The sequence below is a fragment of the Paenibacillus sp. Dod16 genome, assembly GCF_049893405.1.
In the GTDB taxonomy this organism is placed as follows: Bacteria; Bacillota; Bacilli; order Paenibacillales; family Paenibacillaceae; genus Paenibacillus_AQ.
In genome coordinates this window covers 16,904-32,602 of record NZ_JBNDYG010000030.1, presented here as the reverse complement: position 1 = coordinate 32,602, position 15,699 = coordinate 16,904, and the positions used below count along the sequence as shown (strand labels likewise).

Annotated in this window: 16 protein-coding genes and 1 riboswitch; all 16 genes read left to right on the top strand. The window is 40.2% G+C overall.

The window, feature by feature from the left end; translation table 11 throughout:
- Positions 1-218 precede the first annotated feature (218 nt).
- Positions 219-926: a response regulator transcription factor gene (locus ACPV3A_RS21425; RefSeq protein WP_036638559.1), complete on the top strand. Its 708-nt coding sequence runs from the start codon at positions 219-221 to the stop codon at positions 924-926.
- Positions 923-2,326 carry a sensor histidine kinase gene (locus ACPV3A_RS21420; protein ID WP_036638562.1) on the top strand — a complete coding sequence of 468 codons (1,404 nt, stop codon included), beginning with the start codon at positions 923-925 and terminating at the stop codon, positions 2,324-2,326. The genes ACPV3A_RS21425 and ACPV3A_RS21420 overlap by 4 nt, the downstream gene beginning before the upstream one ends.
- Position 2,327: 1 nt before the next feature.
- Complete coding sequence (locus ACPV3A_RS21415; RefSeq protein WP_036638565.1) at positions 2,328-2,534, top strand: hypothetical protein; 207 nt, start codon at positions 2,328-2,330, stop codon at positions 2,532-2,534.
- A gap of 426 nt (positions 2,535-2,960) precedes the next feature.
- A complete protein-coding gene (locus ACPV3A_RS21410; RefSeq protein ID WP_036638567.1) occupies positions 2,961-3,329 on the top strand; it encodes an ArsR/SmtB family transcription factor in 369 nt (122 codons plus the stop codon).
- A 1-nt stretch (position 3,330) separates the two neighbouring features.
- Positions 3,331-5,478, top strand: coding sequence for a heavy metal translocating P-type ATPase (locus tag ACPV3A_RS21405; RefSeq protein WP_143767902.1), 2,148 nt, complete (start codon positions 3,331-3,333; stop codon positions 5,476-5,478).
- 299 nt (positions 5,479-5,777) lie between these two features.
- Complete coding sequence (locus tag ACPV3A_RS21400; RefSeq protein WP_036638572.1) at positions 5,778-6,449, top strand: class I SAM-dependent methyltransferase; 672 nt, start codon at positions 5,778-5,780, stop codon at positions 6,447-6,449.
- A gap of 25 nt (positions 6,450-6,474) precedes the next feature.
- Complete coding sequence (locus ACPV3A_RS21395; RefSeq protein ID WP_036638574.1) at positions 6,475-7,110, top strand: cadmium resistance transporter; 636 nt, start codon at positions 6,475-6,477, stop codon at positions 7,108-7,110.
- 25 nt (positions 7,111-7,135) lie between these two features.
- Positions 7,136-8,545, top strand: coding sequence for a dihydrolipoyl dehydrogenase (lpdA, locus tag ACPV3A_RS21390; protein WP_036638854.1), 1,410 nt, complete (start codon positions 7,136-7,138; stop codon positions 8,543-8,545).
- Positions 8,546-8,628: 83 nt separating this feature from the next.
- Complete coding sequence (locus tag ACPV3A_RS21385; protein WP_028407066.1) at positions 8,629-8,994, top strand: ArsR/SmtB family transcription factor; 366 nt, start codon at positions 8,629-8,631, stop codon at positions 8,992-8,994.
- A 292-nt stretch (positions 8,995-9,286) separates the two neighbouring features.
- Positions 9,287-10,144, top strand: a complete 858-nt coding sequence (locus ACPV3A_RS21380; RefSeq protein ID WP_036638578.1) for a cytochrome c oxidase assembly protein — start codon at positions 9,287-9,289, stop codon at positions 10,142-10,144.
- A 44-nt stretch (positions 10,145-10,188) separates the two neighbouring features.
- A complete protein-coding gene (locus ACPV3A_RS21375) occupies positions 10,189-10,902 on the top strand; it encodes a cytochrome c biogenesis CcdA family protein (RefSeq protein WP_028407064.1) in 714 nt (237 codons plus the stop codon).
- Positions 10,903-11,007: 105 nt separating this feature from the next.
- Positions 11,008-11,691: a DsbA family protein gene (locus ACPV3A_RS21370; RefSeq protein WP_028407063.1), complete on the top strand. Its 684-nt coding sequence runs from the start codon at positions 11,008-11,010 to the stop codon at positions 11,689-11,691.
- Between the two features lie 18 nt (positions 11,692-11,709).
- Positions 11,710-12,141 carry a disulfide oxidoreductase gene (locus tag ACPV3A_RS21365; protein ID WP_231887922.1) on the top strand — a complete coding sequence of 144 codons (432 nt, stop codon included), beginning with the start codon at positions 11,710-11,712 and terminating at the stop codon, positions 12,139-12,141.
- Between the two features lie 389 nt (positions 12,142-12,530).
- Positions 12,531-13,436: a prolipoprotein diacylglyceryl transferase gene (lgt, locus tag ACPV3A_RS21360; protein ID WP_036638586.1), complete on the top strand. Its 906-nt coding sequence runs from the start codon at positions 12,531-12,533 to the stop codon at positions 13,434-13,436.
- Between the two features lie 252 nt (positions 13,437-13,688).
- Positions 13,689-13,822: riboswitch (cyclic di-AMP (ydaO/yuaA leader) on the top strand.
- A gap of 3 nt (positions 13,823-13,825) precedes the next feature.
- Positions 13,826-14,302, top strand: a complete 477-nt coding sequence (locus ACPV3A_RS21355; RefSeq protein WP_036638588.1) for a C40 family peptidase — start codon at positions 13,826-13,828, stop codon at positions 14,300-14,302.
- A 263-nt stretch (positions 14,303-14,565) separates the two neighbouring features.
- Positions 14,566-15,603, top strand: a complete 1,038-nt coding sequence (locus tag ACPV3A_RS21350; protein ID WP_036638590.1) for a flavin-containing monooxygenase — start codon at positions 14,566-14,568, stop codon at positions 15,601-15,603.
- Positions 15,604-15,699: the final 96 nt, after the last annotated feature.

Below are 15,699 nucleotides of genomic sequence, written 5' to 3'. Positions count from 1 at the left end.
AACCAATAATATTCTAATAGGCATCTTACTGATATGCCCATTATTCCATATGATTTTCATGCCATTGATGAACAAGATTCATCACAGGAGAACATCCAAAGAATGAATCAATTGCCTTTGCTTCAGCAGAATGCTGACAAAGTTTCTTTATCTTGCATTTGACGCTATGAATCGTTTACATTTTGGGTAGGATTTACACATTGAAGAAGGTGGATACAATGTCAAAGATTCATGTACTTGTGGTCGATGATGAGTGGAACATGCGGAATCTACTTCGCCTATATCTTGTGAAAGAGGGATTTGTGGTGAAGGAAGCTTCCACTGGCTATGAGGCGCTGTCGATGCTTAAGCAGCACTCTTTTGACCTTCTAATCTTGGATGTGATGATGCCTGGAATGGATGGTTGGCAGGTGTGCAAAACCGTTCGAGAAACGGAGATAATTCCCATCCTCATGCTCACCGCGCGTACGGAGACAAAGGATAAAGTTCATGGGCTCGGTATTGGAGCGGATGATTATTTAACCAAGCCATTCGAACCCGAGGAATTGGTAGCCCGGGTATTTTCGCTGCTAAGACGATCTATGATCAATCAAGCCCAAAAACCTCAAGATACGACGTTGGTTTTTAATAACCTCAAAATCAACGCAGATGCTCGAGAAGTTTACATTCATGAAGAAAGCATTGATTTTACGCCCAAAGAATTTGATTTACTTCACTTTCTTGCTGAGCATAGTCAACGTACATTTTCGCGTGATGACTTGGTTGAACGATTATGGGGGTATGAGTATACGGGAGACGCTCGAGTCGTCGATACCCACGTCAAAAATATTCGAGAGAAGATGAATCGTGCAGGACTTGGATACGAGGCAATTCACACGGTTTGGGGAGTAGGCTATAAGTTTATTGCGCAGGGAGAAGAAAGATGAGAAGTAATCGAATTGGGATGAAACTGGGGCTGATCATAGCTGCGATTTTTTTTATTGTTCTCCTCTTCCTTGGTGTCAGTCTATATCAAATGTTTTCAAGCTTTTACCATTCAGAAATGAAAACAGAGATCACGGAAATGACTTCTCATGTCTCGACCATGGCCGAGACCACAGAAGCATCTTCGGAAGAAATGATGCTGACTTTCGCCGATTTTTCGAATGTCAGCATGTTTTATATTAATGCAGCAGGAGACATTACTTTTCATACAGGGGAACATAATCCCGCCGATCGTACATTTATTCGTAAAGAGGATTTGAAGCAAATCTTCTCAGGAAACGCGATCAACTTAGAGCATGAAGATCCATTAGGCCATCGCTATATGGTGATTGGTCAACCGATCTATAAAGATCATCAGATTACCTCAGCTATTTATGTGATGGCTTCTATGCAAAGCATGGATAAGTCGCTTACAGCCATACGTAATTTGTTGATTCTATCCGGAGTAGGTGCATTTTTGCTTGCAATGGGCATTACATGGATTATGGCATTGCTTTTCTCACGACCACTCATTATGATGCAAAAAGCGACGAAAAAAATCGCCGTCGGCGAGTTAGAAACCCGGTTGGACATCCATAGCAAAGATGAAATCGGCGATTTGGCGGCAGCAATTAATAATTTGGCCGCAGATCTTCAGCGATACCGGGATACACGACAGGAGTTCTTTGCGAATATTTCACATGAGCTTCGAACACCGATCACCTATTTGGAGGGATATGCCAAGGTTGTAAAGAACCATATGTATGAGACGGAGGAAGAGAAAGACCGTTATTTAGATATTATTTATCAAGAAGGAGTTCGAATCCAGCATTTGGTGGATGATCTATTTGAGCTTGCCAAAATGGAAGAAGGAAAGATCAGTCTATCCATGGAATGGATTGATTTGAGGTATGTTATCCATCAGTCAGTCCAAAAGGTATCGTTAAAAGCAAAGGAAAAAGGGTTGGAGTTGGTTGTCCATCCCACCAAGTCTGTTCCATTCATTCGAGGAGATGGCATGCGTTTAGAGCAAATTGCCCTCAATCTTTTGGAGAACGCTATACGATATACCGATGAAGGGCGTATTGATGTATATCTTCACCATTCATCTACCATGCTGACACTATCCATTCAAGACACGGGGATCGGAATTCCTGACGACGAGCTCCCCTATATCTTCGACCGTTTCTATCGTGTCGAGAAGTCCAGATCACGGCAAACGGGCGGGACAGGGCTCGGTTTGTCGATTGTCAAAAAATTAGTGAAGCTGCAAGGAGGTTCAATCCATGTTACCAGCAGGGTTGGGAAAGGCACCTGTGTTAGCGTTCAATTCGTCCTTCCGATGATGCAGGAGGATCAATAAGATGAAGAAAACAGATTGGTTTATTGCTTTATTTTTCATGGCACTCGGGTTGATGTGTTTAATGTTTTCGGCCTCATATTACCGAATGGGTTCGTTTATAAGTGAGGTTGGCATATTCAGATTGGCATGCATTGGAATGGCGGTTGTAGGTGCGGCCATCTATCTTATCTATCGCTTGATTCGTTTCAAACAAGGAAAAGGCAAGTAAAGGGTGACTTCCATAGGGAGTCACTTTTTTTACACAGCGTGCCCAGCATCTTCTAGCCGGTGAAAGTCCGATCACGGGAGGGGCCAAGCCCCCGTGAGCTAAGATACCTGCGTATGGCGAAATCTGTGCGTAGAAGCGTATTGACGAAAGTACCTGTCGGAGACAGGGCGAGCAACATACCAGGCCGTAACATAAAGTGAATCCTGCGCGTCGTCAAAAAGACCTCGCAAGAGGGAATAGAGAAGCCGAAACTTGTTGCGTATGGATGAAGGCAACGGAAGCTGCTTGGAACTTTTGAACGGCAGCGAAGAATCCTCTGGTGTAAGGGGATCGGCAAGGTATGGTAGCCTTTTAAGGTTTTCTTTGACAATTTAAGAACTCGGCATTATTATAATAATCAAATAATCATTTGATTGAGGTGATTCAATGGAAGTTAGAGATACATGCGATATTTTTTGTTATGACGAGCATAAGGTCAATCGAGTGAAGGCAAAGCTAAGCACACATGATTTTCAAGATATGGCTCAAGTATTCAAGGTCTTAGCAGATCCAACGAGGCTGAAGGTGGCTTATGCACTTTGTGATGAGGATGAGTTATGCGTTTGTGATGTTGCAAATATTATTGGTTCTACTATGGCAACGGCTTCCCATCACTTACGGCTGCTGCGGAACATGGGGATTACGAAATATCGTAAAGAAGGAAAACTTGTTTTTTATTCAATGGAGGATGCCCAATTGAAACAAATCATCCGTATCGCGATTGAGCATCAGAAGGAGGCTATTGGAGTTGAGTAACATGGCTGAATCAACAGATAAAAAAAATGTATACCGTGTAGAAGGCTTTACATGTGCGAATTGTGCAGGGAAGTTTGAGAATAATGTGAAACAGCTCCCGGGAGTACAAGATGCCAAGGTGAATTTTGGTGCATCTAAAATTTCCGTGTATGGTGACACAACGATCGAAGAACTTGAGAAGGCCGGTGCCTTTGAGAATCTTAAGGTTGCCCCAGAAAAGGCTCAAAGGGAAGCGATAGGAGACTCTAACAAAGAAGAAAAGGAACCATTTTATAAAAAGCATAGCACGTTATTAAATGCGGCTTTACTGATCGTTTTCGGATACCTTTCCTTAATTGTAAACGGAGAGGAAAACCTGATTACCTCCTTGCTCTTTGCAGCCTCTATCGTGATTGGCGGATTTTCGCTCTTTAAAGTTGGTTTTAAAAACTTGATGCGTTTTGAGTTTGATATGAAAACCCTTATGACGGTTGCTATTATTGGTGCCGCAGTAATCGGGGAATGGGCGGAAGGTGCAATTGTAGTCATTCTCTTTGCAATAAGTGAAGCTCTTGAACGATTCTCGATGGATCGCGCAAGACAATCCATTCGTTCTCTAATGGATATTGCACCAAAAGAAGCCCTGGTGAGACGCAATGGGCAGGAGATGATGATACATGTGGATGACATCGCACTAGGCGATATCATGATCGTCAAGCCTGGACAAAAGATAGCCATGGATGGTGTTGTTGTTAGTGGCTATTCAGCAGTAAACCAGGCAGCAATTACAGGTGAGTCAGTCCCCGTAGAGAAAAAAGTAGATGATGACGTATTTGCCGGTACATTAAATGAAGAAGGTTTGCTTGAAGTTAAAGTAACCAAACTTGTTGATGACACAACGATTGCAAAGATCATCCACTTAGTTGAGGAAGCACAGGGTGAACGTGCGCCATCGCAAGCCTTTGTTGATAAATTTGCGAAATACTATACCCCAATCATTATGATTGTGGCAGCATTGGTCGCTGTGATCCCACCATTGCTCTTTGGTGGAGATTGGACAACATGGATCTACCAAGGCTTATCCGTACTTGTTGTTGGTTGCCCTTGTGCCCTGGTTATTTCCACACCGATTTCTATTGTGTCGGCCATTGGGAATGCTGCGAAAAAGGGCGTTCTCATCAAAGGCGGCGTATATCTGGAGGAAATGGGTGCTTTAAAAGCCATTGCCTTTGATAAAACCGGCACGCTCACCAAAGGTGTTCCTGTTGTTACGGATTTTAATGTATTGAATAAAGCTGCCAATGAAAAAGAATTACTCTCCATTATTACTGCCTTGGAGTATCGTTCTCAACATCCTCTTGCCTCTGCGATTATGCGAAAGGCAGAAGAATCCAGTATTTCTTATTCGGACATTACGGTTGAGGATTTCTCATCAATAACAGGCAAGGGGATTAAGGGTAGTGTTAACGGAACGACATATTATATTGGAAATCCAAAACTCTTTAAGGAATTGCCAACGGTTCAGTTCACTCCTGACCAAGAGCAGTTGGTTTCGTCCCTCCAAAACCAAGGGAAAACGGCCATGATTGTTGGTACAGAAAAGGATATCCTTGCTGTGATTGCAGTAGCAGATGAAGTTCGCGATTCCAGTATGGGCGTTATTCAAAAATTACATCAACTTGGCATTAAAAAAACCATTATGCTTACGGGTGATAATAAAGGTACGGCTACAGCTATCGCTGGATCTGTCGGCGTGTCGGATGTACAGGCCGAGCTATTGCCTCAGGATAAATTAGATTACATTAAACAATTGAGATCCGAATACGGAAATGTAGCCATGGTTGGGGACGGTATTAATGACGCTCCTGCACTTGCTGCTTCAACAGTTGGGATTGCCATGGGCGGAGCTGGGACGGATACAGCGCTCGAAACTGCAGACGTGGCTTTGATGGGGGATGACCTGAGAAAACTGCCTTTCGCAATTAAACTAAGCCGAAATGCACTATCGATAATCAAACAAAACATCACGTTTGCATTAGTGATCAAGCTCATCGCTTTGCTGCTGGTTATACCCGGTTGGTTAACGCTATGGATTGCCATACTTTCAGACATGGGGGCTACTCTCCTCGTTGCATTGAATGGATTACGACTCATGCGTGTGAAAGAATAACTCACAGTAACAATTCAACGTGTAATTTAGGAAGATCTCTTGATTCTTCGCTCTACATTTTTTGGGTGCGAGATTCTTCTCCATACGAAGTCATATTGCAGGTTTTATTCATTTTAAAAGACACACATTGGATATGTGTGTCTTTTCGTTTGGGACAAGACAATCCGATCAGGAAATAATCCATTTTTGTGCAGAAAACAATCAAACGAACATTTGACTAATAGAAAATAATGGTGTATTATAATCTCACATTCAAACAATTGTTTGATTATTAATTCTCAGTGAATTGGGGAAGATCAATGAAGAAGACAAATGACAAAACCAAATCGGATTACATTCCGGCTCTACGGTTTCACTGGCTTACGTCTTTTTACGATTCTGTATTACGTTGGACAATGAGAGAGTCTACATTTAAAAACCAATTAATCAAACAAGTTCAAAGTTATCCAGGACAACGAATACTGGATCTCGGGTGTGGCACAGGTACGTTAACGGTGCAATTAAAACAAAGCTATCCTGAATCAGAGGTCACCGGTCTTGATATTGATCCCGATGTTCTTCGAATGGCAGAGGCAAAGGCCGCGCAGAGGCATTTAAGCATTAAGTTTGATCAAGGTAACTCGTACGAATTACCATACCCTGATCACTCCTTTGATCGTGTGGTCACCAGTCTAATGTTTCATCATTTAACCACAACAAACAAGCTCCAAACCTTAAAGGAGATATTCAGAGTACTTAAACCAGAAGGAGAGCTTCATATCGCCGATTGGGGGAAAGCGAAAAATGGCATTATGCGTATTGCATATTATTCCATTCAGATCCTCGATGGATTTTCAACCACCACGGATAATGTTAAGGGACTTTTACCTGGATTTGCGCTAAAGGCCGGATTTAATACGATGAATGAAACAAAACAGTATGCAACCTTATATGGTAGCCTTTCACTTTATAAAGCAAAGAAGTGTAGTTAAGCCCATATAGAAAGAAGGATCAAATATGTCCATTACACAACTCTTATCAGCCATAGGTACCTTTATCGTAACCAACATTGATGACATTTTTATCCTCATGATCTTTTTTGCCCAAATCGATAAAGTGCGCCATATGCAAATTGTGATTGGTCAGTACCTTGGATTCGGACTTTTAGTAATACTGAGCTTACTTGGTGCCTTGGGTTTTACTTTTCTGCCACCAGAGTGGGCTGGGTTCCTTGGCTTGATACCGATTTATCTTGGTATTCGAATGTTTTTCACCAAAGAGGAAGATGAGGCAGAAGAAGCACTCGAGAAATTAGGTGATGTAAAGTCTCAATTAACCGGTAATCGTTTTTTTAGTCCATTGACTGCTAAGGTTGCAGCGATTACCTTTGCGAACGGTGGAGATAACCTAGGAATATATATTCCTTATTTTACAACCCAAAGCAGAGACTCACTTATTTATATCGCGCTCGTTTTTTTGGTTATGGTTGCGGTCTGGTGTTTCTTGGGTTATCGTCTAGCGAGTTTCCCAGCTATTGTAAAGATATTGCAAAAGTACGGTAATGTTATCATTCCAATCGTTTTTATCGTTCTGGGTATATCCATCATGCTTCATGGTGATGTTTTAGATGTTGTCAGAAGCTTATTAAAGTAATTATACAAACAACAAGATGGAGGAGATTAGGATGGATCAAGCAAATCAGCACATTGAATTGTTGGTAATTGGCGGAGGATCAGGCGGATATGTGGCTGCAATTAGAGCAGCTCAGCTCGGGAAGAAAGTATTATTGGTTGAAAAGTCGGAACTAGGCGGCGTTTGTTTGAATTGCGGGTGTGTACCGTCCAAAGCGTTGATCTCGGCAGCACATCGACACGAGCATATGCATAATTCGGGAATACCCGGATTAACAGCAAGGGATATTGAAATTGACTTCTCCCAAATTCAGCAATGGAAGCAGAAGGACGTGGTTGATCGGCTGAAGTCAGGTATCCAGTCGTTGATGAAGAAAAATAAAATTACGGTTATCAAAGGAGAAGCAACATTTATTAGTGAGCGTGAAGTAAAAGTATCCAATAAGCAGGAAAGCTCCCATTATCATTTTGAAAACTGCATCGTCGCAGTAGGTTCTCGTCCGATTGAATTAAAATCATTTCCATTCGGAGGACGTATCTTATCTTCGACGGAAGCTTTAAGCCTTACTGAAATTCCAAAGCGTATCATTATCATTGGTGGAGGCTATATCGGTATTGAACTTGGACAAATGTATGCAAAATTCGGAACAGAAATCACGGTACTAGAAGGATCCAGTACCATATTGCCAGGATTCGAAAAGGATATCACACGCATTATAAGTAAGAACTTAAGTTCGTTGGGTGCGACTGTGTATACGGATGCGATGGCACAGTCAGCTGAGCAAACAGAGAAAGAAGTTACCGTATCGTTTACAGTAAATAATGAAGAAAGACAAGCGACGGCTGATTATGTACTGGTTACAGTCGGTCGTAGACCCAATACGGATGGTGAACTTGGTCTCGATAAAATTGGTATCCAAATAGGAGAACGAGGACTTGTTGAAGTCAATGAGTCAGGTCAAACCAGTCTACCACATATATACGCGATTGGAGATATTATTCCAGGACCGGCGTTAGCTCATAAAGCTTCATATGAAGGGAAAATCGTAGCAGAAGCTATTGCAGGACTTCCAAGTATTTTTGACTATAAAGTGATTCCTTCCGTTGTATTTTCTGATCCGGAAATTGCATCAGTTGGCCTTTCTGAGTTCGAAGCTAAAGAGCAGGGTTTTGATGTATTGACAGGTAAATTCCCTTTAGCTGCTAACGCTCGAGCATTATCTTTGACCTCAGCTGAAGGGTTTGTAAAGTTAGTAGGGGATAAGAAGACAGGTCTTGTGTTAGGTGGACAAATTATAGGGACCAATGCATCAGATCTGATTCCGGAGCTCGCATTAGCCATTGAACTGGGTTCAACCTTAGAAGACATTGCGCTTACCATACATGCTCACCCAACACTTGGTGAATTGACTGCAGAAGCAGCTGAAGTTGCTCTTGGACATCCTATTCATATTTAGTTTGCTGCGTATTGGCTTTTTGACAACCATCCGTAACTGAAATATGATAATACTCAAATGAGTATGAGATTGAGGTGTTACACATGTCAACAGAGGATACCTGCGATATATTTTGTTACGATGAAGATAAAGTGAGACGTGTTAAAGCAAAGTTGAGTAATCATGATTTTCAAAATATGTCCCAAATTTTTAAGGTCATTGCCGATCCTACACGGTTAAAAGTCGCCTATGCCTTATGCGATGAGGATGAGTTGTGCGTTTGCGATGTGGCCAATATTATTGGTTCTACAATGGCGACAGCATCCCATCATTTACGACTGCTTAGAAATATGGGGATTGCGAAATACCGCAAAGAAGGAAAACTTGTGTTTTACTCACTAGAAGATATGCAGTTAAAGCAGCTGATAAAGCTAGCTGTAGACCATCAGTCAGAAAGTATTCAGTTTTGAGCCTATAATCATCCAAAGAGGACCAGTTCTGTTCAAATGAATCTGTAAATTTTGTGATTTCTCATATTAATTGACGAATAGAAACGGGTAGATTGAACTCACTTAGAGTGCAGATCTTCCCGTTTCTTTGTTCATTTCCTTGTCGAGTCCTAAAATCAAATGGTAAATACACATATTATATTCAGTTCAGTAAGTTGACAAACAATTGTAATAACCAGTAATCTTTAATTTGTAATATACTATGTTGTGTAGTCTTTTAACTGTTTGATATGGAAAAGGAGTTTTGCCATTGATGAACCAGAGTGTATTAACACATTTTAGTTTTTCAGAATTATGGGGTCCGCTCGTATTTTTTATAACCGTTTTATTATCTGTAATCTACTTGTTATATGTTGGTCCATTACGTAACCGCTTTTATGAAAGTGAACCAGTTAAAACCAGACAAAAAATATTGTTTATTTCAGGTTTGTTTACGTTTTATATAGCGGTTGGAAGTCCCATCAATGCGTTTAGTCATCATGTGTTATTTAGCGCTCACATGCTGAAGCAAGCTTTATTATACTTTATTATGCCGCTGTTTTTTTATTTAGGTACGCCATCATGGTTAATACGCCCTTTATTAAATTCCAAGTTTTCCTCGAAGTTTCTCTCATTTTTTAATCAACCTATCTTAGCCATGTTTCTATTTAACTCTGCTTTATCCTTATATCATTTCCCAGTTGTTTTTAATAAGCTGATGGAGATCCCATTCCTAGGAGGCTTATATCATGTTTTGTTAGTAATTGCATCATTTCAGATGTGGTGGCCACTTATGTGCCCTGTACCAGAACTTGATAAACTATCGAATGTAAAAAAGTTAGGGTATATTGCAGCGAATGCAATCCTGTTATATCCAGCATGTGTAGCCATAATTTTTGCCGGCAACATTCTCTATGATCCATATGTGAATGCTCCCCAACTATTTTCATTTTTGAGTCCAATTGATGATCAGCAATTAGGCGGAATTATTATGAAAATGACGCAAGAGGCAGCATTTGTAGTCACACTGGCAATCATTTCTGCAAGATGGTACCGAAAGGAGAAACATGATGACTCCATTGAAGTTGCTGAAGCTGTATATGACTCACCGAATCAACTTAATAACTATTAATTACGATTATTGATGGCTTCTCGTTGTAGAAAGGAAGTTAACTCATGGGCCCAGAGAACTTGACTCTATGGATAGCATTTGCAGCAGGATTTTTGTCTTTTATATCTCCTTGCTGTCTTCCGCTCTATCCATCCTATATATCTTACATTACCGGAATTTCTGTTAAGGAGTTAAAGGATGGTAAGGGGATCATGCAAAAGAAGGCTTTTGCTCATACCATATGCTTTATGCTAGGATTCTCTGTCATTTTTTTCGCATTAGGGTTATCAGCCAGTTTAGTAGGAGATTTGTTCTCGAATAATCGCGAATTGATTCAAAAATTAGGTGGATTATTAGTGATTGTAATGGGATTAATCATGCTAGGAGTTATTCAGTTACAGATTTTAATGAAAGATAGGAAGTTTCAATTTAAGCATAAACCGTCAGGATATCTTGGATCGATATTAGTTGGATTATCATTCTCTGCAGGATGGACACCGTGTATCGGACCCATTCTTTCAGCCGTTTTAGCTATGGGAGTAACAAACCCTGAGAAGGCAGTGGGTTACATAAGTGCATATACATTAGGGTTTGGGATTCCGTTTCTCATTATGGCCTTTTTTATTGGCAGATTAAAATGGATCTCAAAATATTCTTCACTAATGATGAAAATTGGCGGGGCGATGATGGTTCTTACCGGAATATTGCTTTACACAGATCAAATGACCAAAATCACCATATGGTTAATCGGGCTATACGGCGGGTTTACAGGTTTTTGATGTAGTTCGAGATCTGGAATTAAGGCGGTGATAAACATATAAAACGGCAAGTAAGCAAACATCTAAAAAAAAAGCAACTAAACGAATAAATAGCTGAGGTGAAACATGAATAATAAGAAGAAATCATCAAAAAATCTAGTTATTTTCACCATCATTTTTGTGGGCCTGGTGGTAGCTTTGGTATTGTTAAACCAGAACAGCCAACCATCAAATCGTTCGGAAGGGGTATTTGACAACCCACCGGCCACGGAAAACCAGCCTACTCTAGGTGACAAAAACGCAAAGGTATCTATCGTGGAGTTTGGAGATTATAAATGTCCCTCCTGCAAAGCCTGGGGAGAGAATATAATGCCACAACTCTCGAAGGACTTTATCGAAACAGGAAAAGCATCATTCTCCTATATTAATGTTCTTTTTCATGGTGATGAGTCAAAAACAGGCGCACTTGCTGCAGAAGCAATACTACTGCAGGATCCTGACGCATATTGGACATTTCATCATGAAGTATTTAATGCACAACCTGAAACAGAGCAGCATGATAACGCATGGCTAACCCCAGAAAAGGCGCTGGAGCTTGCTAAAGAATATACACCTAATATCGATCTAGCGAAGCTTAAAGAAGATATGGGAAGTAAGCAGATCGAAGACCAAGTTGCTTTAGATGAGGAATTAGTCCGTGAATATAATGTACAACAAACACCCACGATTATGATCAATAATGTTATGGTAACGAACCCGTTTGATTATGAGGAGATATCATCCTTAATCAATGCGCAACTGAAGGAGTAGATGGGAGGGGATCGAGTAGTGGTACGTGACAAAACAATATATTTAGCTTGGGTTGTAGCACTTACAGCAACGCTTGGAAGCCTCTATTTTAGCGAGATAAGGGGGTTTATTCCTTGCGAATTGTGCTGGTATCAGAGAATACTAATGTATCCACTCAGTATCATTCTTGGAATTGCGGCCTTTTACAGTGAGACAAGCATAAAAAAATATGTGCTTCCATTTTCGATTTTTGGAGCATGCGTTTCATTATTTCATTATTTGGAGCAGAAGGTCCCTGGATTTGCAGCAATCAAGCCATGCACGAACGGGGTGCCGTGTAATGTACAATACATTAATTGGTTTGGTTTTATAACGATTCCTTTTCTCGCATTAGTAGCATTTATTTTAATTACAATCTTAATGGTACTCACAAGATCTGAGGCTGGCGTGAGCCCAAGACCAGGCAACTAATTGCTAAAAAACACCAAAACGACTACTAGAATCAGTACTAGTGAAATAATCGTTGTCAGCGTTGCACCAAGTAACCAGGACACCTTGTTCTTCACAAAAAGGGATAACAGTAAGTGAATGATAAACGGACTGATATAATGTGCTATTAAATGAACGGTACTGTTGAAATCAATAAAATAGATATCCGTCAGGAAAACGATACTAATCATAGTAAACAGTAACAGTGAGCTTAAAATCATAATCCTAGGCTTGAGAATTGAAAGAAAAGTATCATTGTTCAACATGTATCGCCTTCCTTATTTAAATATAGGATGTTTAATCGAAATTTCATCATTAATTATGAATCAATATTATCGGTTACTAACGATATGGGATTGAGGTGAAAGGGTTTGTTCGATGCGATTAGTCCAATTGCATTTCGATTAGGGCCAATCCAATTATACTGGTACGGAATTATCTTAAGCGTAGCAGCTCTCATTGGTCTAATCGTTGTTATTCAAGAAGGCAAGCGGTATCAGATCCATCCAGGGTTCTTTTTGGACATGGTGCTAGTTGGCGTGCCGTCGGCTATCGTCGGGGCTAGAGCTTACTATGTCATATTCAAGTGGGAAGATTACCGCGATAACTTTTGGGACGTTTTCAAAATATGGAACGGTGGAATCGCCATTTACGGAGCTTTAATCGGAGCGATCGTTGCTATGATTTTTTTCTTTCATATACGTGGCTATAATTTTTGGCGTATTGCAGATCTATGTGCTCCGGGTTTGATTATAGGACAATTGATCGGGCGTTGGGGAAATTATATAAATCAAGAAGCTCATGGAGGGCCAGTATCTGAGGATTTTCTCAGGACAACACTACACTTGCCTAACTTTATTGTCGATCAAATGAATATCGAGGGTGTCTATTATCATCCGACCTTTCTGTATGAGTCCATTTGGAATTTGGTTGGTTTGTTGTTGCTCTTATGGTTGAGACGCCAGCCTTTTCTACGTTCAGGAGAATTATTTTTGACTTATTTCACTTGGTATTCCATCGGACGGTTTTTTATCGAAGGACTGCGTACCGACAGTTTAGCCTGGTTTGCCTCTAACTGGCTTGCAAATTTGATGAAATTACTTTGGTCACCGATGGGGCTTATGTTCCAGGAAGGCGAAATGAGTTATGGTACAGTTCGTGTCTCGCAGTTATTGAGTGTCTTTATTATCCTAATTGCCATTTGCCTCATTGCATACCGAAGGTTTAGAAACCATCATGAGCGATATGAAGACCCAATCGCCAGTAATAGATCTTAATTAATTTAATATAAGAGGCAGTCGAACTTGGTTCGACTGCTATTTATTTCGAACCTCAGCAAAAGTATTACAATATTGTTTTATTTGTTTCTGCGTTCAATACGAATTCTTTTCGATTAATGTTCTGATATAAGTCCAATAGGTACGGGGATTTAAACAAATATTAACATTAATTTAAGGAGGAAAAGAATTCTAAAGATAAGATTGACAATCGCGAAAAAATAGACTACATTATGTAGGGTTACAAAAATTTCATAAATTATGCCGAATTTCGTTTTTGAAAACGGGGGAACCATTTTTGGGTGAATTATTCTTGTAGTAATGGGAGTATAGGGATCCTTCTACCGAACCCTCAGCTAACTCCGTAGGCATCGAAGGGAGAAAAAATCTTGAAGAAAATGTTACTGTCGTTGTTAGGGTCTGCCATTATATTATCTTCGGGAACAGCCAGTGCGTTTGCAGATAATCAACCTAAGTTGACTACTGAAGTAAGTAAAGTCGTTGGAACACCCTATAAATGGGGAGGTACAACTTCAAGTGGTTTCGATTGTTCCGGCTTTATTCTGTACATTTTTGATAAATTCAACTTAGATTTGCCACGTACATCGAGTGCTCAGGCCAAAGTGGGGACTCCAGTCTCAAAAGATAATCTGAGACCGGGTGACTTAGTTTTTTTTAATACGAGTGGCAGGGGAATTTCTCATGCTGGAATCTATATTGGCAATGGTCAATTTGCACATTCGTCCAGTAGTAAGGGTGTAAGGATAAGTAAACTGTCAGAATCCTATTATAAACAACGATATGTAACTGCAAGAAGAACCATTAGTCAAAAAAGTTACACGATGATGGTCGGAAGTTACAATTGAAATCATAAAACAAGCCCTTCAATTTATGAAGGGCTTGTTTTATGATTTCAATTCAATGTTACCCTTATGGGGCTTGCAATCGTGTTTCCTTCTTAGACATACGTTGGTGCTTATTACTTCAATGTACAAAACACCAATGACTTGATGCCTATTTAGAAGATGTGCATTTCTGCCGATACTCAATGTTGGGATATTCATTATTGATGAATAAATGCTCATATGATACTTTAAATAAAAATATTAAAAGGAGGGATGATATTTATATGTTAGATGTTATAGTCATCGGTGGAGGTCAGGCCGGGCTTGCGGCTGCTTACTATCTCAAACAAAAATCTGTGGATTTTCTCATCCTTGATGGTCACAAGGAGGTTGGTGACTCTTGGAGAGATCGCTATGATTCTCTTCATCTGTTTACGCCAAGAATGTATAATAGTCTACCAGGTGTTCCCTTTCAAGGTGATCCTCAGGGTTTACCACATAAAAATGAGGTTGCAGATTATTTGAAAGATTATGCGAATCGTTTAGAGCTTCCTATTCAAAGTAATACACAAGTTACATCATTAACCATGAACAATGGAATCTTTGAAGTCTCCACATCGGAGGGTACATTTAGATCAAAAAAAGTTATAGTAGCCACCGGTCCTTTTCAGAAGCCACTAGTACCTTCTTTTCATGACAAGCTTGGTGATGCAGTTATACAATTACATTCTTCTGAATATCGAAATAAGAACCAACTTAAAGAAGGGGTTGTTTGTGTTGTAGGTGCAGGAAACTCCGGGGCCCAAATTTCCAGTGAATTGGCAGATGATTTTGAAGTGCATTTGTCCGCAAGCAGTGAGATCCAATATAAACCGTTACATATTTTCGGCAAGAGTATTTTTTGGTATTTTGACAAGGTGGGCTTTCTAACAGCAAACCGCAAAAGTATGTTAGGTAAATGGTTACACGCAATGCCAGAACAGATCTATGGAAAGGAGTTGAAGCTGCTCATTCAACAAGGAAGGATAAAACTCCATGCAAGGACGGAAAAGATAGTGGATCAAAAGTTATATTTTCAGAACGAAGGAACTCCTATACATATCGACAACATTATCTGGGCTACAGGTTTTAAACGTGATGATCACTGGATAGACATAAAAGCGGCATTTAAAGATGGGCATATCGATCATATGGAAGGTGTATCCGTTGTAAAAGGACTCTACTTTGTTGGATTACCGTGGCAAACATCAAGAGGGTCAGCACTGCTTGGATGGGTGAAATATGATGCTAAGCGTATTGTTGATCATCTGCTGAGAGAATAAAAATAGGGTAGGAGTAGTAGTTCGGGACACTTTTCTTCTGACAAAATTCGGTTTGTTAATCGTAATCCTTTCGTTTTTTGTGCCTTTGCTATAAAA

Bases quoted from the DNA above. Each gene is read 5' to 3' on its own strand.
- ACPV3A_RS21425 (WP_036638559.1), top strand. From the start codon at position 219: ATGTCAAAGATTCATGTACTTGTGGTCGATGATGAGTGGAACATGCGG.
- ACPV3A_RS21420 (WP_036638562.1), top strand. From the start codon at position 923: ATGAGAAGTAATCGAATTGGGATGAAACTGGGGCTGATCATAGCTGCG.
- ACPV3A_RS21415 (WP_036638565.1), top strand. From the start codon at position 2,328: ATGAAGAAAACAGATTGGTTTATTGCTTTATTTTTCATGGCACTCGGG.
- ACPV3A_RS21410 (WP_036638567.1), top strand. From the start codon at position 2,961: ATGGAAGTTAGAGATACATGCGATATTTTTTGTTATGACGAGCATAAG.
- ACPV3A_RS21405 (WP_143767902.1), top strand. From the start codon at position 3,331: ATGGCTGAATCAACAGATAAAAAAAATGTATACCGTGTAGAAGGCTTT.
- ACPV3A_RS21400 (WP_036638572.1), top strand. From the start codon at position 5,778: ATGAAGAAGACAAATGACAAAACCAAATCGGATTACATTCCGGCTCTA.
- ACPV3A_RS21395 (WP_036638574.1), top strand. From the start codon at position 6,475: ATGTCCATTACACAACTCTTATCAGCCATAGGTACCTTTATCGTAACC.
- ACPV3A_RS21385 (WP_028407066.1), top strand. From the start codon at position 8,629: ATGTCAACAGAGGATACCTGCGATATATTTTGTTACGATGAAGATAAA.
- ACPV3A_RS21380 (WP_036638578.1), top strand. From the start codon at position 9,287: ATGAACCAGAGTGTATTAACACATTTTAGTTTTTCAGAATTATGGGGT.
- ACPV3A_RS21375 (WP_028407064.1), top strand. From the start codon at position 10,189: ATGGGCCCAGAGAACTTGACTCTATGGATAGCATTTGCAGCAGGATTT.
- ACPV3A_RS21370 (WP_028407063.1), top strand. From the start codon at position 11,008: ATGAATAATAAGAAGAAATCATCAAAAAATCTAGTTATTTTCACCATC.
- ACPV3A_RS21350 (WP_036638590.1), top strand. From the start codon at position 14,566: ATGTTAGATGTTATAGTCATCGGTGGAGGTCAGGCCGGGCTTGCGGCT.